The sequence below is a fragment of the Pseudooctadecabacter sp. genome (assembly GCF_965657175.1).
Lineage (GTDB): Bacteria > Pseudomonadota > Alphaproteobacteria > Rhodobacterales > Rhodobacteraceae > Octadecabacter.
The window spans coordinates 1-22,932 of the sequence record NZ_CBFHNH010000008.1; the positions used below are offsets into that span (position 1 = coordinate 1).

Annotated in this window: 27 protein-coding genes, 1 pseudogene and 1 riboswitch; of the genes and pseudogenes, 21 read left to right on the plus strand and 7 right to left on the minus strand. The window is 59.3% G+C overall.

Annotation, left to right across the window (positions count from 1 at the left end; genetic code table 11):
* The first annotated feature begins 141 nt into the window (after nucleotides 1–141).
* Nucleotides 142–921 carry an abortive infection family protein gene (locus ACTG36_RS08485; RefSeq protein ID WP_375279865.1) on the plus strand — a complete coding sequence of 260 codons (780 nt, stop codon included), beginning with the start codon at nucleotides 142–144 and terminating at the stop codon, nucleotides 919–921.
* 81 nt (nucleotides 922–1,002) lie between these two features.
* On the opposite strand, the gene ACTG36_RS08490 is transcribed toward ACTG36_RS08485, so the two are convergent.
* Complete coding sequence (locus ACTG36_RS08490; RefSeq protein ID WP_439142008.1) at nucleotides 1,003–2,232, minus strand: beta-ketoacyl synthase N-terminal-like domain-containing protein; 1,230 nt, start codon at nucleotides 2,230–2,232, stop codon at nucleotides 1,003–1,005.
* A gap of 128 nt (nucleotides 2,233–2,360) precedes the next feature.
* Here ACTG36_RS08490 and ACTG36_RS08495 point away from each other — a divergent pair, with 128 nt between their 5' ends.
* Nucleotides 2,361–3,734 carry an NAD-dependent succinate-semialdehyde dehydrogenase gene (locus ACTG36_RS08495; RefSeq protein WP_439142010.1) on the plus strand — a complete coding sequence of 458 codons (1,374 nt, stop codon included), beginning with the start codon at nucleotides 2,361–2,363 and terminating at the stop codon, nucleotides 3,732–3,734.
* 93 nt (nucleotides 3,735–3,827) lie between these two features.
* On the opposite strand, the gene fabA is transcribed toward ACTG36_RS08495, so the two are convergent.
* The gene (fabA, locus tag ACTG36_RS08500; protein ID WP_375279868.1) at nucleotides 3,828–4,337 is read right to left on the minus strand and encodes a bifunctional 3-hydroxydecanoyl-ACP dehydratase/trans-2-decenoyl-ACP isomerase; all 510 of its coding nucleotides are present in this window, start codon (nucleotides 4,335–4,337) and stop codon (nucleotides 3,828–3,830) included.
* Nucleotides 4,338–4,488: 151 nt separating this feature from the next.
* Here fabA and irrA point away from each other — a divergent pair, with 151 nt between their 5' ends.
* Both irrA and ACTG36_RS08510 read left to right on the plus strand, forming a co-directional pair.
* Nucleotides 4,489–4,923 carry an iron response transcriptional regulator IrrA gene (gene irrA, locus ACTG36_RS08505; protein ID WP_375279869.1) on the plus strand — a complete coding sequence of 145 codons (435 nt, stop codon included), beginning with the start codon at nucleotides 4,489–4,491 and terminating at the stop codon, nucleotides 4,921–4,923.
* A gap of 53 nt (nucleotides 4,924–4,976) precedes the next feature.
* Complete coding sequence (locus ACTG36_RS08510) at nucleotides 4,977–5,456, plus strand: hypothetical protein (RefSeq protein ID WP_375279870.1); 480 nt, start codon at nucleotides 4,977–4,979, stop codon at nucleotides 5,454–5,456.
* Between the two features lie 11 nt (nucleotides 5,457–5,467).
* On the opposite strand, the gene ACTG36_RS08515 is transcribed toward ACTG36_RS08510, so the two are convergent.
* Nucleotides 5,468–6,331 (minus strand): hypothetical protein, encoded by an 864-nt coding sequence (locus tag ACTG36_RS08515; RefSeq protein ID WP_375279918.1) that lies wholly within the window; start codon nucleotides 6,329–6,331, stop codon nucleotides 5,468–5,470.
* Nucleotides 6,332–6,464: 133 nt separating this feature from the next.
* Between ACTG36_RS08515 and miaB the strand changes: the two genes are divergently transcribed.
* The 15 genes from miaB (at nucleotide 6,465) to ACTG36_RS08590 (ending at nucleotide 18,815) form a co-directional block, all read left to right on the plus strand.
* A complete protein-coding gene (gene miaB / locus ACTG36_RS08520) occupies nucleotides 6,465–7,784 on the plus strand; it encodes a tRNA (N6-isopentenyl adenosine(37)-C2)-methylthiotransferase MiaB (RefSeq protein WP_375279871.1) in 1,320 nt (439 codons plus the stop codon).
* 243 nt (nucleotides 7,785–8,027) lie between these two features.
* On the plus strand, nucleotides 8,028–8,261 hold the full coding sequence (locus ACTG36_RS08525) for a hypothetical protein (protein WP_375279872.1): 234 nt from the start codon (nucleotides 8,028–8,030) through the stop codon (nucleotides 8,259–8,261).
* On the plus strand, nucleotides 8,251–8,589 hold the full coding sequence (locus tag ACTG36_RS08530; protein WP_375279873.1) for an OmpA family protein: 339 nt from the start codon (nucleotides 8,251–8,253) through the stop codon (nucleotides 8,587–8,589). The genes ACTG36_RS08525 and ACTG36_RS08530 overlap by 11 nt, the downstream gene beginning before the upstream one ends.
* Before the next feature lie 12 nt (nucleotides 8,590–8,601).
* On the plus strand, nucleotides 8,602–8,940 hold the full coding sequence (locus ACTG36_RS08535) for a hypothetical protein (RefSeq protein ID WP_375279874.1): 339 nt from the start codon (nucleotides 8,602–8,604) through the stop codon (nucleotides 8,938–8,940).
* Between the two features lie 143 nt (nucleotides 8,941–9,083).
* Complete coding sequence (locus ACTG36_RS08540) at nucleotides 9,084–10,097, plus strand: PhoH family protein (protein WP_375279875.1); 1,014 nt, start codon at nucleotides 9,084–9,086, stop codon at nucleotides 10,095–10,097.
* A 13-nt stretch (nucleotides 10,098–10,110) separates the two neighbouring features.
* Nucleotides 10,111–10,671 (plus strand): DUF6389 family protein, encoded by a 561-nt coding sequence (locus ACTG36_RS08545; protein ID WP_375279876.1) that lies wholly within the window; start codon nucleotides 10,111–10,113, stop codon nucleotides 10,669–10,671.
* A complete protein-coding gene (gene ybeY, locus ACTG36_RS08550) occupies nucleotides 10,668–11,153 on the plus strand; it encodes an rRNA maturation RNase YbeY (RefSeq protein WP_375279877.1) in 486 nt (161 codons plus the stop codon). Before ACTG36_RS08545 ends, ybeY begins: the two co-directional genes overlap by 4 nt.
* Nucleotides 11,154–11,206: 53 nt before the next feature.
* Nucleotides 11,207–12,091 carry a hemolysin family protein gene (locus tag ACTG36_RS08555; RefSeq protein ID WP_375279878.1) on the plus strand — a complete coding sequence of 295 codons (885 nt, stop codon included), beginning with the start codon at nucleotides 11,207–11,209 and terminating at the stop codon, nucleotides 12,089–12,091.
* A gap of 4 nt (nucleotides 12,092–12,095) precedes the next feature.
* Nucleotides 12,096–13,622: an apolipoprotein N-acyltransferase gene (gene lnt / locus ACTG36_RS08560; protein WP_375279879.1), complete on the plus strand. Its 1,527-nt coding sequence runs from the start codon at nucleotides 12,096–12,098 to the stop codon at nucleotides 13,620–13,622.
* 15 nt (nucleotides 13,623–13,637) lie between these two features.
* A riboswitch (SAM-SAH riboswitch) is annotated at nucleotides 13,638–13,686 on the plus strand.
* A 5-nt stretch (nucleotides 13,687–13,691) separates the two neighbouring features.
* The gene (gene metK, locus ACTG36_RS08565; protein ID WP_375279880.1) at nucleotides 13,692–14,870 is read left to right on the plus strand and encodes a methionine adenosyltransferase; all 1,179 of its coding nucleotides are present in this window, start codon (nucleotides 13,692–13,694) and stop codon (nucleotides 14,868–14,870) included.
* A 90-nt stretch (nucleotides 14,871–14,960) separates the two neighbouring features.
* Nucleotides 14,961–15,662, plus strand: a complete 702-nt coding sequence (trmB, locus tag ACTG36_RS08570) for a tRNA (guanine(46)-N(7))-methyltransferase TrmB (RefSeq protein WP_375279881.1) — start codon at nucleotides 14,961–14,963, stop codon at nucleotides 15,660–15,662.
* A 143-nt stretch (nucleotides 15,663–15,805) separates the two neighbouring features.
* A complete protein-coding gene (aroA, locus tag ACTG36_RS08575; protein WP_375279882.1) occupies nucleotides 15,806–17,161 on the plus strand; it encodes a 3-phosphoshikimate 1-carboxyvinyltransferase in 1,356 nt (451 codons plus the stop codon).
* Entirely contained in the window at nucleotides 17,158–17,628 is a 471-nt protein-coding gene (locus ACTG36_RS08580; RefSeq protein ID WP_375279883.1) for a hypothetical protein, read from the plus strand. The genes aroA and ACTG36_RS08580 overlap by 4 nt, the downstream gene beginning before the upstream one ends.
* Nucleotides 17,625–18,242 (plus strand): (d)CMP kinase, encoded by a 618-nt coding sequence (locus tag ACTG36_RS08585; protein WP_375279884.1) that lies wholly within the window; start codon nucleotides 17,625–17,627, stop codon nucleotides 18,240–18,242. The genes ACTG36_RS08580 and ACTG36_RS08585 overlap by 4 nt, the downstream gene beginning before the upstream one ends.
* 57 nt (nucleotides 18,243–18,299) lie before the next feature.
* Nucleotides 18,300–18,815, plus strand: a complete 516-nt coding sequence (locus ACTG36_RS08590) for a hypothetical protein (protein WP_439142017.1) — start codon at nucleotides 18,300–18,302, stop codon at nucleotides 18,813–18,815.
* Between the two features lie 15 nt (nucleotides 18,816–18,830).
* On the opposite strand, the gene ACTG36_RS08595 is transcribed toward ACTG36_RS08590, so the two are convergent.
* Nucleotides 18,831–19,478 (minus strand): histidine phosphatase family protein, encoded by a 648-nt coding sequence (locus tag ACTG36_RS08595; RefSeq protein ID WP_375279886.1) that lies wholly within the window; start codon nucleotides 19,476–19,478, stop codon nucleotides 18,831–18,833.
* A 2-nt stretch (nucleotides 19,479–19,480) separates the two neighbouring features.
* Entirely contained in the window at nucleotides 19,481–20,113 is a 633-nt protein-coding gene (locus ACTG36_RS08600; RefSeq protein ID WP_375279887.1) for a hypothetical protein, read from the minus strand.
* 108 nt (nucleotides 20,114–20,221) lie between these two features.
* Between ACTG36_RS08600 and ACTG36_RS08605 the strand changes: the two genes are divergently transcribed.
* Both ACTG36_RS08605 and ACTG36_RS08610 read left to right on the plus strand, forming a co-directional pair.
* Nucleotides 20,222–21,370 carry a DUF2130 domain-containing protein gene (locus tag ACTG36_RS08605; protein ID WP_375279888.1) on the plus strand — a complete coding sequence of 383 codons (1,149 nt, stop codon included), beginning with the start codon at nucleotides 20,222–20,224 and terminating at the stop codon, nucleotides 21,368–21,370.
* Nucleotides 21,371–21,490: 120 nt separating this feature from the next.
* Nucleotides 21,491–21,870 (plus strand): annotated as a pseudogene (locus ACTG36_RS08610) (rhodanese-like domain-containing protein).
* Between the two features lie 74 nt (nucleotides 21,871–21,944).
* Here ACTG36_RS08610 and ACTG36_RS08615 read toward each other — a convergent pair.
* Together ACTG36_RS08615 and ACTG36_RS08620 are read right to left on the minus strand one after the other, a co-directional pair.
* Nucleotides 21,945–22,463, minus strand: a complete 519-nt coding sequence (locus ACTG36_RS08615) for a hypothetical protein (protein WP_375279889.1) — start codon at nucleotides 22,461–22,463, stop codon at nucleotides 21,945–21,947.
* A gap of 54 nt (nucleotides 22,464–22,517) precedes the next feature.
* Nucleotides 22,518–22,787 carry a MarR family transcriptional regulator gene (locus tag ACTG36_RS08620; protein ID WP_375279890.1) on the minus strand — a complete coding sequence of 90 codons (270 nt, stop codon included), beginning with the start codon at nucleotides 22,785–22,787 and terminating at the stop codon, nucleotides 22,518–22,520.
* Nucleotides 22,788–22,932: the final 145 nt, after the last annotated feature.

A 22,932-nucleotide genomic window follows, 5' to 3' on the forward strand; every position in this document is an offset into this window, starting at 1 on the left:
GGGGGGGAGTGGATGTTGGGTATGAGCCCGAATTTCAGATTGATGCGTCATACACCAATGCCTGCCTTGGGCTTTCTCCTCTCGACGCCAAAATAGAAATGATATCCGATCAATATGATTGGAAACCGAAAATACGAAAAAATGATTCCGCGCAACGGGCGCGATAATCTTGAGAGCGTCCTAGAGATGGAATCAGGTTACGTACTCGACTTCAGGGGGCGAACCTTCGACGATTTTTTCTACGAAACAATAGACATTGATCCGCAAGAAAAATCTAACCTGTTTAGTGGACGTGGATCTTCAAAAGCCAAACGCCTCCGCGCCTTTATTGAACGAGGTGCTTCCAGCATCAAAGCAAAATTGCTTCGCGAAATGTGGGAATACCGCGAAGACATGGAGTTTGCTCCACCCGTAAATGATGCCGAGAAGGCACGCGAACTCTATTTCTCCACCATTGCTAGGATCGAGGGGCGTGCTGATGCGATCGATACATCTGCGATTGAAGCATTTGAACCAAGTGAGACGCTTGAGGAGTTGGTCGCTTCGATACGGCGTGATCTAGACGCCAAAAAACCACAAGCTGGCATTGACCGTCTCCACACATATTGCATGAAACGGTTTGCTTCTCTTGTCAGAAAACATGAAAGGGGAGAGTGCGGGAAAGACGATCCATTACACTCACGCGTTGCGCGGTATGTGAAACTGCTAAGTGAACAACGCGACCTCACTCTTTTGTCTAAGAGGATCGTCAAAAGCTCCATTAGCGTTTTTGAAGCCATGAATCCTGTTCGAAACAATCGCTCTTTCGCCCACGACAATCCTGAGTTGGTTGAGATGGAAGAAGCGAGGTTCATATTCGATAGTGTTGCGGCCTTTCTAAGGTATTCAAAGGCAATCGACGGGCGATATTTCGAGGATTGATACGAAGTTCAAGTAAAGTGTCTGCGGTCCTTCCACTTCACAGAATGAACTGCGGCTTAGTCCGCAAAGCCGCCTATCAACCTAGTCGCGATATTTGCTCAGCAACATCGACCCGTTGGTGCCGCCGAAGCCGAAGGAATTGGTCATCACCGTATCCAGCCCCGCATCCGCTTTGAACGTGGTGGCGATTTCACCTTCGTTGATCGCGGGGTCCAGGGTTTCGACGTTGATCGAGGGGATGATATAGTCGCCTTGCAGGGCCAGCAGGCAATAGACGGCCTCTTGCGCGCCGGTGGCCCCTTGGGAGTGGCCGGTCATGGATTTGGTGGAACTGATGGGGGGCGTAGTGCCTGTGCCAAAGACACGGCGCACGGCCTCGACCTCACCCACGTCGCCCACAGGTGTCGATGTGCCGTGGGCGTTGATATAGCTGACGCTGCGGCCTTCGGGCAGGGTTTTGAGCGCACCGCGCATGGCGCGTTCGCCGCCTTCGCCGGAGGGGGCCACCATATCGGCCCCGTCTGAGGTCGCGGCAAAGCCGGTGACTTCGGCGTAGATTTTCGCCCCGCGCGCCAATGCACTGTCGAGGCTTTCGAGCACGACCATCGCGCCGCCGCCTGCAATAACAAACCCGTCGCGGTTGGCGTCAAAGGCGCGGGAAGCTTTTTCGGGCGTGTCGTTGTACTTGCTGCTCATCGCGCCCATGGCGTCGAACAGGCAGCTGAGCGTCCAGTCAAGTTCTTCACCGCCGCCGCCGAACATGATGTGCTGATTGCCCAAGGCGATCTGCTGGGCGGCCATGCCGATGCAGTGCAAAGACGTGGAACAGGCCGAGGTGATGGAGAAGTTCATGCCTTTGATTTTATAAGCCGTCGCCAGATTGGCGCTGACCGTCGAGGACATGGTTTTAGGCACGGCAAAGGGCCCGATCCGTTTCGTGGCACCTGTGTTTTCCACGACCTTGTGGGCGGCAAACATGGCCGATGTCGATGGCCCGCCGGACCCTGCGATCAGGCCGGTCATCGGGTTCACGATCTGGTCCTCGGTCAGGCCGGCGTCCTCAATCGCTTGGCCCATAGCGATGTGGGCATAGGCGGCACCTGGCCCCATGAAGCGCAAGGTGCGTTTGTCCACGTGATCCGCGATGTCGATCTTCAGGGTGCCGGCCACTTGGCTGCGGAACCCGTGATCGCGCATTTCATCGCTGGCCACGATGCCTGAGGTGCCTGCGCGCAAGGCTGCATCGACTTCGGCGGCGGTGTTCCCGATGGGGGATACAATCCCCAGACCTGTGATGACGACTCTGCGCATGGACGGCTCCCGTTGGTGGCTTTGTTTCGGGTTTATGTGAGGGGACGGGGAGGGGCAAGGGCAGCGCGCTGTGGAACTTAGTCGGCACAGCGTCCGTTTGTGGGGTAGCCCAGTGAACGGAGAACCCCATGTCGAAGATCGAAATCATTAACCCCGCCACCGCCAAGACCATCAACACTTACACTGTCATGTCCAAAGCGGAGGCGTTTGACGCGATCGAAGCCAGCCATGCCGCGTTTTTGAAGTGGCGCGAGACCTCCCACGAAGACCGCGGCGACGTGCTGCGCAAAATCGCGACTGTGCTGCGCGACAATGCCGATGATCTGGCCACCTTGATGACCCGCGAGGTTGGCAAATTGAAAAAGGACGGCGTGACAGAGACCGAATTGTGCGCCGCCATCTGTGAATATACAGCCGACAACGGGCCGCAGGAGTTGGCCGATGAAGACCGCACATGGGGCGACGGCCATCGTGGGCTTGTTACCTATCAGCCCATTGGCGTGATTTATTCGATCCAGCCGTGGAATTTTCCCGTCTACCAGCCCATGCGCGTGCTGGCCGCAGCCATCATGGCGGGCAACGGCTGTGTGTTGAAACACGCCGAGATTTGCACCGGCACGGCCCTGCGCCTGCGGGAATTGTGTATCGAGGCAGGCCTGCCCAAAGACCTGTTTCAGGTCATCATAATCGATCACGACACCAGCGATGACGTTATCGCCCACGATAAAATCCGTGGCGTGACTATGACCGGCAGCGATGGGGCGGGCCGCCACATTGGGACCAAAGCGACAGAGGCTTGGAAGACGACCGTCTTGGAGCTGGGATCGAACGATGCCTATCTGGTGCTTGAGGATGCCGATATTGAGACAGCGGTGAAATACTCCGTCATGGGACGTCTGTTTAACAACGGCCAGACCTGCGTGTCGGCCAAGCGGTTTGTGGTGACCGATAAGGTCTATGACGCCTTTGCCGATGCTTTCGTGGCAGAGATGTCCAAGATGAAAGTGGGCGATCCGATGGATGACGCGACCGAGCTTGGCCCGCTGTCCAGCGAAGACCAGATGAACACCGTAAAAGGCCAAGTAGAAGACAGCGTGAAGGCCGGTGCAAAGGTCTTGTGCGGTGGTGAGGTTCTGGACCGGACTGGCGCCTATTATGCGCCCACGGTTCTGGCGGACGTCACCCCCGGCATGCCTGCGTATGATGACGAGATTTTCGGCCCTGTGGCCTCCGTTATCCGTGCCAAGGACGACGAAGACGCCATGCGCATCGCCAATGACAGCCGCTATGGATTGGGGGGCGGTATCTTTTGCAAAGACGAAGACCACGCCCTTGAACTGGCGCGCAAGTATTTCGACACCGGCATGGTGCGGATCAACAATTTTGGCGCAGCTGACCCAGCGATGCCGTTCGGTGGCGTTAAAAATTCAGGGTATGGCCGTGAACACGGTGGATTTGGGATGCGTGAATTCGTCAACGCAAAGGCAATCTTTATGACCTAATACCGTTCCAAGCGAACACGTGCCGTGGTGGGCAAGTGGAAAAGGCGGCCCATTGCGATGGGTCGCCTTTTTTTACACCTTGGCCCGGGCGGCTTAGCTTTCGCTCAGCGCGACCTTCATGTCTTTGACTTCATAGGCCAGTTCACCGTCGACTTTGACGATGCCATCGGCCACGCCCATCGTCAGGCGGCGGGTCTGGATGGCTTTGGTGAAGTCAATTTCATAGGTCAGCAGTTTCGCATCAGGGCGAACCATGGATTTGAGTTTGATTTCACCCACCCCCAAGGCATAGCCGCGCCCTGTCCAACCGCGCCAGCCAAGGTTGAAACCGGTCAGCTGCCACAGACCGTCAAGGCCCAGACAGCCAGGCATGATCGGGTTGCCAGGGAAATGGCATTCGAAAAACCACAGGTCCGGCGTGATGTCGAATTCAGCCAGAACATGGCCTTTGCCGTGGGCACCGCCGTCGCCTGAAATGTCGGTGATGCGGTCCATCATCAGCATGGGTGGTTCGGGCAGTTGCGCGTTGCCGGGGCCGAAAAGTTCGCCACGGGCACATTTGAGAAGGTCGTCGCGGTCAAAAGAGGTTGGATAGTCGGACATTGGCCGGGGTTCCCTTGGTTACTGGCGTTTTCGTCCCCTAACAGAGGTGGCGGCTGGGGGGCAAGGGGAGGGCGATTGCGACCTATTCGCATTTGCGATTGAAAGAACGGCACGTTCCCCCATATTATAGTCCTAATCAAAGGATGCCTTGATGACAGATGCTTCGACACAGACAGATACGCGTACCGAACGGGGGGCCACATGGCTTTCGGGTGCGGGTTTGCGCCCGACGCGTCAGCGGGTGGCCTTGGCGGGTTTGCTGGTGGGCGACGGGCGGGATCGACATGTGACTGCCGAAAGCCTGTTTGAAGCGGCTGGAAAGTCCGGTGAGAAAGTGTCCCTCGCGACGGTTTACAACACCCTGCGCGCTTTTTGTGATGCAGGCCTGCTGCGCGAAATTACCGTGGATGGATCGAAAAGCTATTTCGACACCAATATGACCGATCACCCCCATTTTTATTGGGAAGATGACAATCGTCTGTCAGACGCCCCTGCTGAACAGCTTGAAATTGCGCGGGTCCCCGATGCGCCCGAAGGGGCCGAGATTGCGTCGGTCGATGTTGTGATTCGGCTGCGCCGCAGCTGATTTTTCGCGGCACTTTTACCAGCTGTTAACGATGGATGCGCAACAGTGCGTCCATGTCATATCACACCACACTCACACGCCCTTTGTCCGTTGACGCACTTCGGCCCATGCCGGTTGCGATGAAGTTCACCCTTAAAGACCCGTCGTCTGATCTGCTCCTGCGTGAGGTGCGGCTGCTGCGCGATTGCGTGGCGGTGGCGCGCACGCGTTGGGATTTCTCCTTGGATGCCGCCGTGGTCCTGCCCGCACAGATGCAGCTTTTGGCGGTGTTCAACACCGGTGAATTCGGGATGCGGCAGGCGATGGCAGTGATTCAATCCACATTTGAAAGCCATTTGGATGACACCGGGGCGATCTGGGACGGCGCGGCGGAGTTTACGATCCTCAATTGGGAAGCGATCCCGCTGCGTCGCGCCTTTATTGAAGCAGCACCAGTGCGGATGGGGTTTGTGCAGGACCCGCGCGATTGGGCCTATAGTTCAGCGCATCGTGATCTGCCCCAAGGGCGCGCTTTAGGCGTGGCGGTGGCCTGACGCATCGCCCTTCAGAACCACTGCCCGGGCTCCATCAGTCCCAAATCCAGCAGCTGTTGTGAGTGCCATTCAAACGGAATGGAATTGTGCCATGTGAAGGTATGAATATCGAAGGTGCTACCGGGATTGCGTTTCAAGGCTTTGGCGGTTCGGAATGAGCAGACCGCTGCGGTCAGGTTGTGATGCCACGGGCAGGCATAGGTGTTGTATTCAGGGTCGTTAAAGGTGTGGTCGGCCTCAAACACGAGGCCCGGTTTATTGCGGAACAGCGACACACGGTCGATCTTGCGGCGCGGGGCGGGGATGTGTTCTTCGAACCGCCAGCGCAATCCGCCAAAGAAATCCATCTGACGGTCCAGATCATTGTTCCAACGGTCCTTACGGGCCAGTGCGTAATAGCCGGTTTTGTCCAGATGGGCGGTTTCAATATTCACCGCGTTCAAGTCAGCCTCAAGATCGCTGGCATACAGATCGATGACGTAGGTCAGTATCGTGTCGCGGCGTTCCTCAACGTTGAAGGCGATCATCTCCCCCACAGTGCGATGTTCGCAGAAGGGGTGGAACAGAAATTCCGAATTGTAGCAGTAGTAGATCCAGATATCGCCGGTGGCCTTCATCACCCCGTTCACCGCCGTTTCCAGCGCGCCGGGGGTCAGCATGTTGTAGGACACGCGGATGATCTTGTCTGCCACGTCCTCTGCGATGGTAAATTCCGGCATGGCAAAAACGACGGTGTGCCTAAAGCCCGCGGCGATGTTGTGGCGGATTGTGGCGTCCAGTTCGACTTCGTCTTCGGCAAAGATCAACGCCACTGGCCCCTTTTTGAGGGCCGATGCGCCCTCTTTGAGAAAGCTGGACAAATCTTTGTGGTGGATCATGACGGTGCCTTGCCTGAGTGGTGTTAATATCCAGTCAATCGCGTCTCATTGCAAGCGGGCCTTGGGTGGGATAGATGGCGGCGAAATTGCACACCCTTGCCCCCGTGATTTTGGACCAAAGGCCCCCGCCATGACCCAGACACCGAAGACCCCCAAGAAGCTGTTTATTAAGACCTACGGCTGCCAGATGAACGTCTATGACAGCGAACGCATGGTCGAAGCGCTGGGCGGCGAGGGCTACGTCGAAACCAAGACCGCCGATGAGGCGGATATGATCCTGCTGAACACCTGTCACATCCGTGAAAAAGCCGCCGAAAAGGTCTATTCGGAACTGGGGCGGTTCAAGGGGCTGAAGGCGGCCAATCCTGATCTGAAAATCGGCGTGGCGGGCTGTGTGGCACAGGCCGAAGGCGAAGAAATCATGCGCCGTCAGCCCATGGTCGATCTGGTCGTGGGGCCACAAAGCTATCACCGCCTTCCGGCGATGGAGAAAGCCGTGGCCGATGGGCACAAGGCGCTGGATACGGATTTCCCCGAAGACGACAAATTCGACACCCTGCGCAAACGCGCCAAAATCAAACGTGGGCCAACAGCGTTTTTGACCGTGCAGGAAGGCTGCGACAAGTTTTGCGCTTTTTGCGTTGTCCCCTACACCCGTGGCGCTGAGGTCAGCCGCCCGGCGGAGAGGATTATCCGCGAGGCACAGGAACTGGTTGAGGCAGGCGTCAAGGAAATCACGCTGCTGGGCCAGAACGTGAACGCCTATCACGGCCACGACGGCGGTTTGGCCGGGTTGATCTGGGCCCTTGATAAGGTCGACGGGCTGGAACGCATCCGCTTTACCACATCGCACCCCAACGACATGGATGACGCCCTGATCGAGGCCCATGGAACCTGCGACAAGCTGATGCCCTATCTGCATCTGCCTGTTCAGTCGGGGTCTGACGGCATCCTCAAGGCGATGAACCGTAAGCACAGCCGCGACGATTACTTCCGCCTGATCGAACGTATCCGCGATGCGCGCCCTGATCTGTTGTTGTCGGGCGATTTCATTGTGGGCTTCCCCGGTGAAACAGAGGCCGACTTCGAAGACACCTTGGATTTGATCCGCACCGTGCACTACGGGCAGGCCTATTCGTTCAAATATTCCACCCGTCCCGGCACGCCCGCCGCTGAAAAGCCGCAGCTGCCTGATGACGTCATGGACGACCGCTTGCAACGGCTTCAGGCCCTGTTGCGCGATCAGCAACGCGCCACGCAGGACAGCATGATCGGCAAAACCGTAAAGGTGTTGTTTGAAAAAGCCGGTCGTGAAGACGGACAGATGATTGGCAAATCAGAATATTTGCACGCTGTGTTCGCCAACACGCAGGACGTGCAAGTGGGGGATTTGCGCGACGTTCGTGTCCTGAAATCGGAGACGAATTCGCTGGGCGGCGAAATCGTCTAGGCTGACGCTACGTCTTAACTGCGGTCTCCAACGCCTTGAACTTTTGCGTCAATATCGGCTGAGCGACGGACAATCGGCCCCAAAGGCGCTGTTTTGTTGCCCAATTAGACACAATATGTAGCGATTTTTCCTTTCTTTATGGCTAAAGTTTGGTAACCATGTGCACATAATGTGACAGTGAGGGCGGCTTGGGGCATTGGGGTGCTCGGGGGTCGCGGACAGTTTAAAAGGGGCATGGGTCCAATGAAAACAAGTAAGACGAAATTTCTGCTGGCGGGCCTGGGCCTTGCATTTGCGGGGGCGCTGGCCATGGCCACGCCTGCTGCGGCACAGCAAACCATCACCGGCCAAAGCTATGAGCCAACGATCTGGGTTGACCCGGATGGCTGCACGCACTGGGTTATGGACGACGGGTTTGAGGGCTACATGTCCCCCCCGCCGGAACCGCGATGGCTCGCCCGTCTGCATGCGCTCTGAAATCTGCGGTGTGATCCCGACGGACACGCTGTTTGAAAACGACGAAGAGTGGATTACCCGAGATGACAAGCAGCGATTGATGGCGTTCTTCCAGCAGGCCAATGCCTTCGGGTTTCTGATCTATGGTCACACCGACAGCAACGCATCTGACGAATATAACATGGACCTGTCCAACCGCCGCGCCCAGATGGTCGCTGGTATTGCACAGGATGCCGGCGTTCGTGTCGTTGACGTCAAAGGCTTTGGTGAGCGTCGCCCGCGCGCCGACAACCACACCGCCGCTGGACGTGCAGAAAACCGCCGCGTAGAACTCTACTGCATTCGCTAAGGAGAAGGACAGATGAAAGCACTTAAATTCTCCGCTCTGACCGTGATGGCGCTGTCCGTCAGCGGGTGTGGCGAACAGCTTATCACCGCGCTGAACATCGAAGGCGGCAACCGTACGGGCGCTGAACGTTTCGTGGACGCTGGCCGGGATGAAAAATCCCTGACACAGCTGGTCGCCGGTATCTGGGTTGACCCCAACGGCTGTGACCACTGGATCATCGACGACGGTATCGAAGGGTATCTGTCCGAGCGTCTGACGCCGGATGGCCGTCCGGTGTGTTCCGGTGTTGCGCCGCCCTCCACTGCTGTGGGTCCGTTCAATCAAGGTACGGACGTCCCGGATCCGCTGTGATTTTGGGCAAAACACTTTGCAAAGGGGTCGCGGGAACATCCGCGGCCCCTTTTTCGTTTCAATCTGATGACAATAGCCGGTCGTGTCTTGCGCCTGTCTGTGCAACCGGCCACCATCGACACAGACAAACCTTGGAGAATTGATTGGCCACCACAACGTTGCCCCCCACCCCCTATGAACAAGACGCGGCGCCCGTGGTCTTGGAATTCCCTGACAACTTCTTGCTGATTGATCTGTGCGGCGAACATGACCGCCACCTCGCTGAAATTGAGCTTAAGCTGGGCGTGCAAATCCTGCGTCGCGGCAACCAGCTGTCTATCCACGGAGAGGCTGAGGCCAGCCGCGAGGCGGGTGAGGTTCTGACGGCCCTCTACGAACGGCTTGAGGCGGGGCGCGCTGTTGAGGCTGCAGACATCGACCGTGAGGTCCGGATGGGCGCGTCGGAAAAAGGCACCGGATCCCCGGCGGGCGACCAGATGGATCTGATCCCCGGCGACCGCGTGGAAATCAAGACCCGCAAAAAGATGGTTGAGCCGCGTACGGAGGCACAGAAGGCCTACGTCAGGTCTCTGTTCAACAACGAATTGGCCTTTGGTATTGGTCCCGCAGGGACGGGTAAAACCTATCTGGCAGTCGCCGTGGGGGTGAACCTGTTTATTGGCGGCCATGTGGACAAGATCATCCTGAGCCGTCCGGCCGTCGAAGCAGGTGAAAAACTGGGCTACTTGCCCGGTGACATGAAGGACAAGGTCGATCCCTACATGCAGCCGCTTTACGATGCGCTGAATGATTTTCTGCCTGCCAAACAGGTGGAAAAACTGATCGAGGAAAAGAAGATCGAAATTGCCCCGCTGGCCTTTATGCGGGGGCGGACATTGGCCCGCGCCTTTGTGGTGCTGGATGAGGCGCAGAACGCCACGACCATGCAGATGAAGATGTTTCTGACCCGTCTGGGCGAGGGGTCGCGCATGGTCATCACCGGCGACCGCACCCAGATCGATCTTCCGCGCGGTGTGGATTCGGGCCTGCGCGATGCGGAACGGCTGCTGAAAAACATCCCCAAGATCAGCTTCAACTACTTCACCTCCAAAGACGTGGTGCGCCACCCGCTGGTCGCCGCCATCATTGAGGCCTACGACCGCGACGACCCGAAGTAGGCGCGCAGGCAGCATGGAAGTTTTATCTTGGATACGGCGCATTTTGCGCGGCACTCAGACCGATACTACGACGGCAGCATCTGTGTCGCACGCCGATCCGCTGGATGACACGCGGGACGAGCCTGCGTACCGCGCGCGGCTGGCCGCCGTTCTGTCCAATCATTCAGGTGAGGCGGTGGCGTCCTTGCGCGGTCTATTCGACGCGCTGCCCGACAAAACCACCGGCATCGATGTCATGGTGCATCCGGCGCAGGAACCGGACGGACAATTCACAGTGATGGTGCATTTGTCCGGACCGGACATCTACGTTTTGAACAAAGCTGTAGGCCCATGGCGTGAACTTTTCGCCACACGGATAACTGCGGCGGGCCGTGAGCCGCGCGTGCCGATGTTCGATCCTTTTGTCACTGCTTTTTCGGTGAATGATGTGATTGTCGATGTGGCGGCCGATTGGGTCGAAACGGTTTGGCGCGATGCAGGCGGGGGTGCGGTCGCAGTGCGGGCCTCGGTCTTGGGTGACGAAGGTTATGGCCCCACGACCCCCCGCCGGTTGCCGACGAAGGACGGCGCGTGACGGTTGATATTGTCATCGAAGACCCGCGCTGGGCGGATTTGCAGCCGCTTGCGGATCAGGCGTGTTCCGCAGCCCTGACAGGCGCTGGACTGGACCCATCGGATTTTGAGATCAGCGTGCTGGCTTGCGATGACACCCGCATTGCAGCGCTCAATGAAGATTTCCGCCAAAAGGGCCAGCCGACCAATGTGCTGTCGTGGCCCAGCGACGAACGCGGGGCCATGGCGGAGGGCGACATGCCCGCCCCCCCACAGCTGCCGATGGATGCCGAACTGGGCGATATCGCCATTTCCTATGACACCTGTGCAGCTGAGGCCGCTGCGGCGGGCAAACCATTTGACCATCACGTCACTCATTTGATGGTCCACGGAACCCTTCATTTGTTGGGCTTTGATCACATCCGCGATGGCGATGCGGCGCTGATGGAAGGGTTGGAGACAGAAATCCTTGGCAAACTGGACATCCCTGACCCATATTTGTAAGCAACGTTACCTCGGGCGCGCGTGTATGGCGGCCCTTTTTGGACTTGGAGAAGATGGGCGACACCACAGACGGATCTTCTAGCGCGGCGCACAGCGCGCAGCCAGACGACACCCCCGAACCCCGCAGCGTCGGCTTTTTGGGCCGCATTGTCGAAGCGTTAAGCCCGACAGACACCCCCGACGACATCACGCCCGTGGCCGGTTTCGTGCCGACCGAGGCGCGCGGACTGATGAACCTGCGCCGCAAACGGGTTGAGGACGTGATGATCCCCAAGGCGGAAATCACCGCCGTTCCCGTCACCATCAGCCGCGATGATCTCGTGCAGGTCTTCCGCGAAAGCGGGTTGACCCGTCTGCCTGTTTTTGACGGCACCTTGGACACGCCCATCGGGTTTGTGAACCTCAAGGATTTTGCCCTGATGTACGGGTTCAACGGCAAATCGAAGACGTTCGATCTGCGCGATCTGTCGCGGGATTTGTTGTTCGTGCCGCCGTCCATGCCCTTGGGTGTTTTGCTGCAAAAGATGCAAAATGACCGCATCCACATGGCGCTGGTCATTGACGAATATGGCGGCACCGATGGCCTTTTGACGATTGAGGACCTGTTGGAACAGGTGGTGGGCGACATCGAGGACGAACATGACGCTGATGAAGCGGCCATGTTCTCCTTGGAAAAGCCGGGCATCTATTTGGCCGAAGCCCGCACGCCGCTGGACGAATTCGAGGCCGAGATCGGAATGCCCCTCACCGAACACGCAGAAATCGACGAGGAAGAAATCGACAGTCTGGGCGGTCTGGTCTTCATGCTGGCAGGTCACGTGCCCGCGCGTGGCGAATTGATCCGCCATCCCGACGGGCCGGAGTTCGAGGTCATCGAGGCCGATCCCCGCCGGATCAAACGCCTGCGCGTGCGTCTTGACGCCCATGCCAACAGTTAAGCCCATGCGCCATCCTTCCAGACTTGGGCCTTGGCTTGAGGGCCGTTCCCGCATCCTGCGATGGGGTGTGCCGCTGTTGTTCGGGGCGTTCATGGCGCTTGGCCATGAGCCATTCGTGGCGGGTTGGCCTGTTCTGGTGGCCCTTGTTGTGTTCGCTTTGGCACTGCCCCGTTCACGCCGAGGTGCGGCGGTTGCGGGCTGGCTGTTCGGGCTGGGCTATTTCGCCGTGACCCTGCGCTGGATCGTCGAGCCGTTCTTGGTGGACGTGGCGCGGCACGGCTGGATGGCGCCCTTTGCGATTTTCCTGATGGCGGGCGGGCTGGCGCTGTTCTGGGCATTGGCGGCGTGGGGCGCGCGAGCCCTGGCGGGGCCGCGACCGGTGGCGGTATTGTGGCTGGCGGTGTTGATGGCGCTGGCGGAACTGGCACGGGGCCACCTGTTCACGGGCTTTCCTTGGGGTTTGCCGTCTTATGCGCTCATCGGGTCGGTATGGGATGTGTGGTTTGCCTGGGTCGGGCCCTATGGGCTGACCTTTTTGGTGGCCGCCGTGGCCTGCGTGACAGCCTATAGTCTGGTGCGCGGTTGGACGTTAATCTGGCCTGCTTTGGTAGGCGTGTTGTTTGCCACTATGGGCTTGGGTGCTCTGACGCCTTCCGCCCCTGATCCCACCGATCAGATCGTTCGGGTCATCCAGCCCAATGCGCCCCAACACTTGAAATGGGACCGTGATTGGATGGGTGTGTTTTACAACCGCGCCCTTGATCTGACGCAGGCGGGTGAGGCCGCCGATGTGGTCGTGTGGCCCGAAACCTCTGTTCCCGCGCTGGTCGACACAGCGGGTCCGCTGTTTGTGCAAATGGCCGAAGCCGCGCGCGGGGCCCCTGTGGTCGCGGGCATCCAGCGCGCGTGGCAGGGGGCCTATTATAATTCAGCGGTGGTGTTGGAAGGCCCGACGACGGTGGCCGACATTTATGACAAATCACATCTGGTCCCATTTGGGGAATACATTCCCTTTGCGTCCGTCCTGCGCCCCTTGGGGCTGAGCGTGTTGGTCGATCAGGTGGCAGGTTTTACACCCGGCGCGGGACAGGGCCTGTTGGATGTGGACGGGTTGGGCCGTGTCCGCGTTTTAATCTGCTACGAAGGAATTTTCCCTGAAGAAATCAGCACAGGCACCGACCGGCCCGACGTGCTATTGATCTTGACCAATGACGCATGGTTCGGGCAAGGGCCCGGCCCGCGTCAGCATCTGGTGCAGGCCCGTGCGCGGGCGATTGAACAAGGCGTGCCGGTGATCCGGTCTGCCAACACGGGCATCTCGGCTGTGATCGACGCCCGCGGCGCAATCGTCGCGGACTTGGCACTGAACGAGGCGGGTTATCTGGACGCCGCTGTGCCACGGGCTTTGCCTGCGACGGTCTATGCGCGGATCGGGGATTGGCCTTTGGCAGTGTTGCTTGGTCTCTGCACTCTTGCGGGTGTCGCCACCCGCAGACGGTTTGTCGTTGACGGCGGGCAGGCAGGCACGTAGCGGCGGTACATCTTATGCCGTCCACAACGGCTTCCTGACGTGGCCTGGTAAATCCAACGGAGCACTTTCATGGCACGTAACAATTATACCTTCACCTCGGAATCTGTGTCGGAGGGCCACCCCGATAAGGTCTGTGACCGGATTTCGGACGCTATTCTGGACGCCTTTCTGGCAGAAGACCCGCTGGCCCGTGTGGCTTGCGAAACCTTCGCCACAACCAATCGCGTCGTCATCGGCGGTGAGGTTGGTCTGACCGATCAGGCCAAGCTGGCTGAATACATGGGCAAGGTCGATCAGATCGCCCGAGATTGCATCAAAGACATCGGTTACGAGCAGGACAAGTTCCACTGGAACACCTGTGAAGTTACCAATCTGCTGCACGAACAGTCCGCACATATTGCCCAAGGTGTAACTGGCGAACGCGGGGACGAAGGGGCAGGCGACCAAGGGATCATGTTTGGCTATGCCACAAATGAAACCGAAGCACTGATGCCTGCGCCGATCCAGTTTTCCCACGCGATTTTGCGGCGCTTGGCTGAGGTCCGCAAAGACGGGACCGAACCCACGTTGGGCCCGGACGCGAAATCCCAGCTGTCGGTGATTTATCAAGATGGCCGCCCCGTGGGCGTGTCGTCGATCGTGCTGTCCACGCAGCATCTGGACGAGGCCATGACCAGCGCCGATGTGCGTGCTGTGGTGGAACCCTATATCCGTGAGGTCCTGCCCGAGGGTTGGATTTCCGGCGATACCAAGTGGCACGTGAACCCCACCGGCAAGTTCGTGATCGGCGGGCCGGATGGTGACGCAGGTCTGACCGGTCGCAAAATCATCGTCGACACTTATGGCGGGGCCGCCCCCCATGGTGGTGGCGCGTTCTCTGGCAAAGACCCGACCAAGGTTGACCGTTCCGCCGCCTATGCATCGCGCTATCTGGCTAAGAATATCGTGGCTGCCGGCATGGCGGACAAATGCACGGTGCAGCTGTCCTATGCGATTGGCGTGGCAGCACCTTTGTCGATCTATGTGGACACTCATGGCACGGGCCAAGTGGCCGATGCTGCGATTGAGGCCGCGATCCCGCAGGTCATGGACCTGACCCCGCGCGGTATTCGCACCGCCCTTGAGATGAACAAGCCGATCTATCAGCGCACGGCGGCCTATGGCCACTTTGGCCGCGCGCCCGAAGCCGATGGCGGTTTCTCATGGGAGCGGACTGATTTGGTCGAGGCGCTGAAAAAGTCTGTTTAAGACTTTTGTTTCGACAGGGGGGCGGCGCTTGCGCGCCGCCCCTTTGCGTTTCCCTTGAGGACGCAGCGCGAGGCGGGTAAGGGAAGGCCCATGACACATCCCACCCGACCCCACCGCAATTTTTATGGCCGCCTGAAGGGCAAGCATCTGAAGAAAAGCCAAGAAGGGTATTTGGCTGAAGATCTGGACGCTTTGTCGCCCGGTCCTGTCAGTTGGGACGACAATCCCGACCGGACGCCATTGAATCTGGGCGCGTTGTTTGGCGGCAAAGATGTCTGGCTTGAGGTCGGATTTGGTGGTGGCGAACACGTGATCCATCAAGCGGCCAGCAATCCGGATGTGGGCATCATCGGGTGTGAGCCATACATCAACGGCGTGGCGATGTTGTTGGGCAAGGTGCGCCGCGCCAACGTCGACAATCTGCGCATTCATCCCGATGATGTGCGCGATATGTTTGATGTGTTGCCAGAGGTGTCGATTTCCAAGGCATTTCTGCTTTACCCCGATCCGTGGCCCAAAGCGCGCCATCACCGTCGCCGGTTCGTGACGCCCGAACATCTGGAGCCTTTGGCGCGGGTTCTGAAGCCCGGATCGGAGTTTCGGGTGGCCACGGATATTCCCGATTATGTGCGCCAGACCCTCGAAGAAGTGCCGCGCCACGGGTTTGAGTGGTTGGCCGAGGGGCCTGAGGATTGGCGCAGGCCTTGGGGGGATTGGCTGTCCACTCGGTATGAACAAAAGGCCCTGCGCGAAGGGCGGACGCCTCATTATCTGACGTTCCGCAAGACGTGAGTATTCGGGTTCGAATGTGCAAAGCACATCCGACCCGCGCGGCTGCGCCGCGGATTTGCATATTTTTGAACCAAAGAAGCGGGGGGCGTGGACCTTGCCCCATGCGCGGTTTATCAGGTGGTGACGTTTAGAAGGACCAGATCATGTCGAGCCACGGTGACCCTATTCAGATGACCTCCCGCAAGGGCGGGCCACTGCGCGGTGAGGCCCATGTGCCTGGCGACAAGTCGATCTCCCATCGGTCGTTGATCCTTGGCGCTATGGCCGTAGGCGAGACGCGCATCACCGGGCTGCTGGAGGGGCAGGACGTGCTGGACACGGGGCGCGCGATGGAGGCGTTTGGCGCTGAGGTGATCAACCACGGTGGCGGTGAATGGTCTGTGCATGGTGTGGGCGTCGGCGGATTTGCGGAGCCTGACCAAGTGATTGATTGCGGCAATTCGGGCACCGGTGTGCGGCTGATCATGGGAACCATGGCGACGTCTGATATTGCGGTCACGTTCACGGGCGATGCGTCGCTGAATTCGCGGCCCATGGGGCGGGTGACGGACCCGTTGGCGCTGTTCGGCTGTCAGGCCGTTGGGCGCGCAGGCGGGCGGTTGCCGATGACATTGGTGGGGGCGTCGGCGCCTGTGCCAGTGCGCTATGTGGTGCCGGTGCCGTCGGCGCAGGTGAAATCGGCGGTTCTGCTGGCGGGGCTGAACGCGCCGGGCCAGACGGTCGTGATCGAGAAAGAGGCCACCCGCGATCATACGGAGCGGATGTTGGCGGGCTTCGGCGCAGAACTGACCGTAGAAGATACGGACGAGGGCCGCGTCATCACTTTGACTGGCCAGCCGGAACTTGCGCCGCAGACGATCGTGGTGCCGCGCGATCCCAGCTCTGCCGCGTTTCCGGTGTGTGCGGCGCTGTTGTCCGAAGGATCGGACGTTTTGGTGCCCAACATCGGGCTGAACCCCACGCGCGCCGGGCTGTTCTATACCTTGCAAGAGATGGGCGCGGATCTGACGTTTGAGAACATGCGCGAAGAGGGCGGGGAACCTGTGGCGGACCTTCGGGCGAAGTATTCGCCGGATATGCGCGGCATCGAAGTGCCGCCCGCACGTGCCGCATCGATGATTGATGAATATCCTGTGTTGTCGGTGGTGGCGGCTTTTGCCCAAGGTCAGACCGTTATGCGCGGCGTCAAGGAATTGCGCGTCAAGGAAAGCGACCGGATCGATGCCATGGCCAAGGGCCTCCGTGCGGCGGGTGTGGACGTCGACGAGGGCGAGGATTGGTGGATCGTCACTGGTCGCGGCTTTGGCAACGTGCCCGGTGGAGCCACTGTCGAAAGCCGTCTGGATCACCGGATTGCCATGTCGTTTCTGGTGATGGGGCTGGCCACGGAAAAGCCCATGACCGTGGATGATGGCGGCCCTATTGCCACGTCTTTCCCGATTTTTGAGGGTCTGATGACCCAGCTGGGCGCAGGCATTAAGCGGACGAACCGCGGATGATCGGCGCACGGCGCACTTTGGGTTGGGTGGCTTTGGTCAGCTATCTGGTCTGTGGAGCGCTTTTGTATGTGTCGGTGTTGCCCGGTGCGGATTGGCACTGGCCGCCGGACTTTCGCCTGATGGGATATACCGCTGACAGTATCGCGGGGTTCACCGGCGCGTTGCGGGCCGAGGGTTTGGCAAGCTATGGGCAGGTCTTGACCGTTTGGGACCGCGTGTTCGTTGTGGCCTTCGCGGCATGGCTGATCCTGACAGGCTGGCGTGGGGGCTGGATGCGCTATGCGGTGGCGTTTCTTGCAGTGATTTATGCGGCGATTGATCTGGGTGAAAACGCCGCGATTGCGCGTATTCTTGGCTCGCCCCAGGACACATGGGTTGAGGTGGCGAGTCATCTGACCATGGCGAAGTTTTCGTCGCTTTATCTGTGTGCGCTGGTCTTGCTGGTGCATTTGAGGTGGGCGCGATGACATTTTGTGTGGCGATTGACGGCCCTGCGGCGGCAGGCAAGGGCACGATATCCAAGGCGGTGGCCGCGCATTTCGGCTTTGCGCATCTGGACACGGGGCTGCTCTACCGTGCGGTGGGCAAGCGTGTATTGGACGGGCTGGACCCGGTTGAGGCGGCCCAGACCTTGACGGCGCAGGATTTGGACGCAGGCGATTTGCGGACCTCGGCTGTGGCGCAGGCGGCCAGCAAGGTGGCCGTGATTGCCGATGTCCGTGCGGCGTTGGTGGCGTTTCAGCGCGATTTTGCACGCCGTGAGGGCGGCGCCGTTTTGGACGGGCGCGACATTGGGACGGTGATTTGCCCCGATGCCGATGCGAAGTTGTTCGTGACAGCCTCCGCCGAAACACGCGCCGCGCGGCGCTTCAAGGAATTGTCGGGCAAGGGACAGCCGGACACCTACGATCAGGTTCTGGCAGACGTGAAGGCCCGCGATGCGCGCGATGCCGGTCGGGCAGAGGCCCCGATGGTGGCCGCTGACGACGCGGCCCTGTTGGACACATCGACCCTTTCAATTGAGGAAGCCGTGGCGCAGGCCATCGCTTTGGTGGAGCAGTCACGCAGCGGTGCTTTGTGAGTGATGAGCCCTTGGGCTAACCTGATGGAACCCACCCTAGATTGAGGTTCCCGTCCTATGTTTCGCGCTGCCATACTATCGATCGTCATCTGTTTTGCCGCCCCCGTTTTTGCCCAAGAGGGGGCGATGACGGCCCAACGCATTGCCGAAATCGTGCTGGATATTGATCCCGACGCGCAGCTGACCCCTGGTGGGATTGAACTGACGTTGGAGGACATCCCCGTACTGATCGTCATGGCGCCCGGTGCCGACCGGATGCGCGCGATGGTGCCCATCGCCAGTGTTGAAGATGTCTCAGCGGAGGAAATGTCGCGCATGATGCAGGCCAATTTCGACACGGCGCTCGATGCTCGCTACGCCGTGGCGCAGGGCCGTGTTTGGGGCGTGTTCATTCACCCTCTCAGCCCGCTGGAACGTGAACAACTGTTGTCGGGGTTGGTGCAGACGGTGAACCTCGCCCGGACGTATGGGACGCTCTATTCCGGTGGGGCCAATGTGTTCAACGGCGGCGATTCAACCGAGATTTTTCAGGACCTGTTTGAGGATCTTTTGGGGCGCGGCCAGGATATCTGACCTGCGCTTGCGCGCCTACAGGTTGGTACGGTGATCGGCCAGATGGGGAGGGTCCAGATGGGGGATGGCGTTGAAGGCCGTCAGAAACGTTCCCTCGGGCCGGATGCGGAATTTGTGCAGGGATGAATTGTAAATTGGCAGCAACATATGCGCCATTTGATCAGTGCTGAGGCCAAGCGCCACGCGCATCACCATGGAAATCACCCCGCCTGACGTTACACACAACACCCGTTTGCCCGGTTTCGCGGCCTCGGACAGGGCGGCCATGATGCGGGCCTCGAACGTGGCGAACGGCTCCCCTCCTTTGATGGTGGCCTGTTCCCACGCGGCCAAGGTCTGGGGCATGTGGGCGGCGAAATCCTCAGGCGTGGAGGGAGGATTGACCCCGTGTTCCGTCAGCATATCGCGGGCCAATGCGAAATATTCCATTTCGTTCAGGCGCGGGTCGGTGATGTCCGGGGTGTAGCCCATGCCCTGCGCTGTTTCGCGGTGACGGCGCATGGACCCGGCAAGGACCTGATCGAAGGGCGCTTCGTGATCGCGCATCCACGTGCCCAAAAGCTGCGCCTGACGGTGGCCGAGGTCTGACAGCCTATCGTACTCTTCTTCGGTCTTCGCACCGGAATTGGCTTGGCCGTGGCGCACCAGATAAAGTTCACCCATGGTTAGCGGTCCTCGTTCATCATATCGGCCCAGAGGTCCGTGCTACGGGTGGCAATGCAGGTCTGGGTGGCGGTCGGTGTGGCCTCTGCCGCGCAGGCGGTGGCGTTACGGGTTTGCAGATCGCGGATCGTGGGGTCATCGCTGGCAAGTGCCGTGACGGTTTGCGTCCAGAACGCGGCGTTGAGGGCCGCGATGTCGGCACAATCGTGGCCCCGGATGCAGGCAAGGCCCGTGTCCAGCGGCACCACGCCTTCGTCGAACATGATGTCCGCCGCGATGGAAATACAGTGATCGGGTGAAAGTGGTGTGCCGTCCAAATCGGCTACAGGCGTGGCGTCGCAGCCCACATCGGTGGCGATGCGCACGGCGATGGCAGGCAGGCCCTCGTCCTCAAACGGGGCAGGGCAGTCTTGCAGCGGCAGGTCCGTGCATAAGGCCGCCGCACGGGCGATAGCGCGGCGCAGGATATAGGCTGACGTCAGAGCGTCTGCGCAGGATTGCGCCAGATCGGGCGCGTTTGGATCACTGATGCAGGTGGCCAGCGTCGCGTCATAATTAAACAGGCGCGGATGCAGGTCGTCACCCGCCGTGAGGGTCAGGGGCATCAGGGCCAGAATGGCAGTCAGGCAGCGCATGGCGCGCACAATAGGGGGTGGGATCCCGGACGCAATGGGGCTTCGATGTTCATGGTGCGTTCGGATTTTGCGTGCTACCCCTTGACCCCGACCATGAGGAGAACGCCGATGTCCGATCTGAAAATCACCTGTCCCACCTGTTCAAACGAGATTGAACTAACAGAGCAACTGGCCGGTCCCCTGTTGGCGGACAATCAAAAACGCTTTGCCGAGACTTTGGCGCGCCAAGAGGAGAAGGCAGCCCGTGCGGTCGAAGACGCCAAGCGCGCAGCGTTGGAGGCCGCAAAGGCCGAAGCCGCGACAGAGCAGGCGGCGCTGGCCGAAAGGGTCAAGGTGCAGGACGCCAAACTGCGCGAGGCGCAGGCCGCGCAAGCGGCAGCGATGCGGCGCGAACAGGCGTTGGCCGACCGTGAGGCGGAGTTGGACGTGACGGTGCAAAAGATGCTCGCCTCTGAACGGGCGGACATGGCGGAGAAACTGGCGAAAGAGGCGCAGGAAAAGGCGTCGCTGAAAGAGGCAGAGCAGGCGCAAAAGATTGATGCCCTGACCAAGCGGATCGAGGATTTGCAAAAACGCGCCACCCAAGGGTCGATGCAAACCCAAGGGGAAGCAGCGGAGATGGTTCTTGAAGACACGTTGGCGCAGGCCTTTCCGATGGACGGATTTACGCCCGTAGGCAAAGGCGTGAACGGGGCCGATGTGCGTCAGGACGTGATGACGCAATCGGGCGTGGCGGGCAGCATTTTGTGGGAAAGCAAGCGCACCAAGAACTGGTCGCCCGCATGGCTGGCCAAGTTGCGCAATGACCAGCGGGAAGCGGGGTGCGAGATCGCGGTCATCACCTCAGCCGCGCTGCCAGACGGGGTGGAAAGTTTCGGCATCGTCAACGGCATCTGGGTCTGCGCGCCGCGCTATGCGGTGCCATTGGCCACATCGTTGCGGCAGGGATTGCTGGAGGTGGCGGGGGCGAAATCGCGCGCCATGGGGCAAGAGACGAAGGCGGAGTTGGTTTATGACTATCTGACCGGCACGCAGTTCAAACAGCGGGTGGATGCCATTGTCGAGAAGTTTGAAGACATGCAGGTGGAACTGGCCAAAGAACGCAAGTTCATGGAGCGGTCATGGGCCCTGCGCGCCAAGCAGATTGATCTGGTGATCGCGTCGACCGTGGGCATGCACGGGGATTTGCAAGGGATCGCTGGCCGCGCCATGCCGGAGATTGAAAGCGTGGACGCCTTAATGATCGGCGACGAGTAGGGTCTGCCGTGCGGGACTGTTTGCCCCTGACGGAGCAAATGCGCCCGCCCGCCGACCCAGACGGTTGTATTGTGACGCAGGTGGGTTACGTGAAATGGTGAATATCAAAGGAGATGCGACATGAAATCCGCGAAAGACTATCTTAATGAAGCCAACGCCGTGGTGCCCAAACTGGACGCGAAAGCGGCCATCGCGAAATATAACGCGGGTGGTGGGACGTTCATCGACGTGCGTGACAGCGGCGATATTGCCAAAAGCGGCACGATCAAAGGCGCCCATCGCATCCCGCGCGGTATGATCGAGTTCAAGGCCGATCCAGCGGTGGAGCGTTGTATGATCCGGTGTTTCAGAAAGACGCGGAGATTTATCTGATCTGCGGCGCGGGTGGTCAGGCAGCGTTGTCTGGCAAGACGCTAATCGACATGGGCTATCAGAACGTCACGAATATTGGCGGGTTTCCAGGCTGGAAAGAAGCCGGTGGGCCAACTGAGGACGGTTGATCTTCGAGAGTTTTGCGAGGCCGTGCATCCTGAAAGGGATGCGCGGCCTTTTTTGTTGGGTTGGGGGCTGAGCACTAGGATTGAGGGCCGCGCATCATCTTGAATGCGATCATCAGGACCATCATGCAGGCGATCATTCCCGTCACATCGCCAAAAAAAATGCCTAAAATTCCTAGATTCCAGTCACCTGTGCCAAGGGCGATCATCGTCATGTTGACGACCGATGCAAGGCAGCCGATCAACATGATATCACGCCAGTTCGCGGGACCCTCTAGGGCCTCGCGCAGGTCCGAGCGCAGTTTTTTGGCGCACCAGAATATGAAGACTGTGGCCACTAGGCCAATCATCGGGCCGAGCACCGCTTCTCCGAACAATCCTGTCGGTTCCGCATAAATCAACGCGCACAGATACGTTGATGGGTAAAGATACGGGATGGCGCGCCAGCCCAATAACCACGCGGCCAGAACGCGCACACCATGGGGCAGGAACACCAAGTTCACGTAGGGCGGTATGTCGGCCGTATAGGGTTCATAAAGCGGCGCCAGCACGCCGAGCGCGACAAATGAGGCCAAGATGTAGGCGATGGACACCACGATAAAGGTCATCGTGACGTGATGAAATCGAGACAGCATAGGGTGTGCAGCCGCTTACTTTTTCAAAAGTTGATAGGATGCGCGCTGGGTGCCATCGCGGTGTTTGATATATCCGGCGTCGGTGAGGTTTTTGAGCGCCCTGAAAAAGCTGCTGCGCGACACGTCACGTAGAAGGGCGTGATTGCGGATCGCTTCTGTTTCGAACTCGTCCTTTTTGTTCACCAGCATGGTCGCGGCATAAACGATGTTTTTCTGTACACCACTGAGATCATCCATGCCGAGGTCTTTTTCCATGCTCAAAAGAAGCTCTTTCAGGCGCGCCATGTCGCTTAATTTTGCCATCGTCCTTCCCCGAGTGATGAAGTGCTTTCCTTATCCGATGCAGATAGACCGCAGGCCGCCGTGTCAAGGGATATTAGTGCCTAATGCGCACTTAAGATAGGTTGGGCCTTTTGTTTACAGGCAAAAC

Coding starts and splice junctions, on each gene's coding strand:
- ACTG36_RS08530 (WP_375279873.1), top strand. CDS start 8,251: ATGCGCTCTGAAATCTGCGGTGTGATCCCGACGGACACGCTGTTTGAA.
- ACTG36_RS08590 (WP_439142017.1), top strand. CDS start 18,300: ATGTTTCGCGCTGCCATACTATCGATCGTCATCTGTTTTGCCGCCCCC.
- ACTG36_RS08620 (WP_375279890.1), bottom strand. CDS start 22,787: ATGGCGCGCCTGAAAGAGCTTCTTTTGAGCATGGAAAAAGACCTCGGC.
- ACTG36_RS08605 (WP_375279888.1), top strand. CDS start 20,222: ATGTCCGATCTGAAAATCACCTGTCCCACCTGTTCAAACGAGATTGAA.
- metK (WP_375279880.1), top strand. CDS start 13,692: ATGGCACGTAACAATTATACCTTCACCTCGGAATCTGTGTCGGAGGGC.
- ACTG36_RS08585 (WP_375279884.1), top strand. CDS start 17,625: ATGACATTTTGTGTGGCGATTGACGGCCCTGCGGCGGCAGGCAAGGGC.
- ACTG36_RS08535 (WP_375279874.1), top strand. CDS start 8,602: ATGAAAGCACTTAAATTCTCCGCTCTGACCGTGATGGCGCTGTCCGTC.
- ACTG36_RS08580 (WP_375279883.1), top strand. CDS start 17,158: ATGATCGGCGCACGGCGCACTTTGGGTTGGGTGGCTTTGGTCAGCTAT.
- ACTG36_RS08490 (WP_439142008.1), bottom strand. CDS start 2,232: ATGCGCAGAGTCGTCATCACAGGTCTGGGGATTGTATCCCCCATCGGG.
- ACTG36_RS08525 (WP_375279872.1), top strand. CDS start 8,028: ATGAAAACAAGTAAGACGAAATTTCTGCTGGCGGGCCTGGGCCTTGCA.
- irrA (WP_375279869.1), top strand. CDS start 4,489: ATGACAGATGCTTCGACACAGACAGATACGCGTACCGAACGGGGGGCC.
- aroA (WP_375279882.1), top strand. CDS start 15,806: ATGTCGAGCCACGGTGACCCTATTCAGATGACCTCCCGCAAGGGCGGG.
- fabA (WP_375279868.1), bottom strand. CDS start 4,337: ATGTCCGACTATCCAACCTCTTTTGACCGCGACGACCTTCTCAAATGT.
- ACTG36_RS08485 (WP_375279865.1), top strand. CDS start 142: ATGATTCCGCGCAACGGGCGCGATAATCTTGAGAGCGTCCTAGAGATG.
- trmB (WP_375279881.1), top strand. CDS start 14,961: ATGACACATCCCACCCGACCCCACCGCAATTTTTATGGCCGCCTGAAG.
- miaB (WP_375279871.1), top strand. CDS start 6,465: ATGACCCAGACACCGAAGACCCCCAAGAAGCTGTTTATTAAGACCTAC.
- ACTG36_RS08555 (WP_375279878.1), top strand. CDS start 11,207: ATGGGCGACACCACAGACGGATCTTCTAGCGCGGCGCACAGCGCGCAG.
- ACTG36_RS08510 (WP_375279870.1), top strand. CDS start 4,977: ATGTCATATCACACCACACTCACACGCCCTTTGTCCGTTGACGCACTT.
- ACTG36_RS08595 (WP_375279886.1), bottom strand. CDS start 19,478: ATGGGTGAACTTTATCTGGTGCGCCACGGCCAAGCCAATTCCGGTGCG.
- lnt (WP_375279879.1), top strand. CDS start 12,096: ATGCGCCATCCTTCCAGACTTGGGCCTTGGCTTGAGGGCCGTTCCCGC.
- ACTG36_RS08495 (WP_439142010.1), top strand. CDS start 2,361: ATGTCGAAGATCGAAATCATTAACCCCGCCACCGCCAAGACCATCAAC.
- ACTG36_RS08600 (WP_375279887.1), bottom strand. CDS start 20,113: ATGCGCTGCCTGACTGCCATTCTGGCCCTGATGCCCCTGACCCTCACG.
- ACTG36_RS08545 (WP_375279876.1), top strand. CDS start 10,111: ATGGAAGTTTTATCTTGGATACGGCGCATTTTGCGCGGCACTCAGACC.